Raw genomic sequence first — 675 nt, 5'->3', positions numbered from 1 at the left:
CGACAGCCTCGCGGAGGGTCTATATGGCAAGCGCACATTGTGGTTCGGCGTCCGGCGCGCCGAGTTCATGGATCTTCAGAATGAGGAAGATCGTTGACGATAATCTCTTTATCTGGGCCGATCCACGTATGCTAACCGTCAGCGAAGGGTTATACGAAAAGCTCGAGGCGGTCGGGGGCAAGAACAAGCCTTCGCCCTTCCGTACAACAGGATGCGGCCATCTTATGGGCAATTTCCATCCGGATGCGCTGAAGGTGAGGATGCGCCGCCGAACGGCCGCACCCGCGACGGCAAGCTGACGGACCATGGCCGATCAAGAGCCGACTGCTGTCGAAGATATGAAACCTGAGCACGTGGCGCCCAAGCGCCGGGAAGCCGCTGAGACCGAGAGCAACGGCCACGCGGAGAGCGCTGTATCAGAAGGGTTCATCACGGTCGCCGACCTGCCGCGCGGCCTCTACGACCATGAGGGGCACGTATCCGTGCGAGACCGTGGGCGGCGGCGAATATCACCCGTTTGCCTATGATTTCGACTCCACCCCGATGAGTCTCGACGATCCGAGCGAGCACTGGGAGGAGAAAGTGAAGGTGCTCCATATCGAGAACCGCAACAATGCGATTGAGAGGCTTAAAGCCGAGTACGGCGAACGCCGCCATGCGCAAGTGATCCAGGAC

2 protein-coding genes are annotated in these 675 nt (G+C 59.9%); both read left to right on the top strand.

The features are described from left to right. Nucleotides 1-80 precede the first annotated feature (80 nt). The gene (locus tag EN780_RS36440) at nucleotides 81-299 is read left to right on the top strand and encodes a hypothetical protein (RefSeq protein WP_095517096.1); all 219 of its coding nucleotides are present in this window, start codon (nucleotides 81-83) and stop codon (nucleotides 297-299) included. A 193-nt stretch (nucleotides 300-492) separates the two neighbouring features. Further along, on the top strand, nucleotides 493-675 hold a 183-nt coding region (locus tag EN780_RS36435), incomplete at its 3' end, for a hypothetical protein (RefSeq protein WP_133372965.1).

Source organism: Mesorhizobium sp. M4B.F.Ca.ET.089.01.1.1, assembly GCF_004022605.1.
GTDB lineage: Bacteria > Pseudomonadota > Alphaproteobacteria > Rhizobiales > Rhizobiaceae > Mesorhizobium > Mesorhizobium abyssinicae.
This window is presented reverse-complemented; position numbering and strand designations above follow the sequence as displayed.

Coding starts and splice junctions, on each gene's coding strand:
- EN780_RS36440 (WP_095517096.1), top strand. CDS start 81: ATGAGGAAGATCGTTGACGATAATCTCTTTATCTGGGCCGATCCACGT.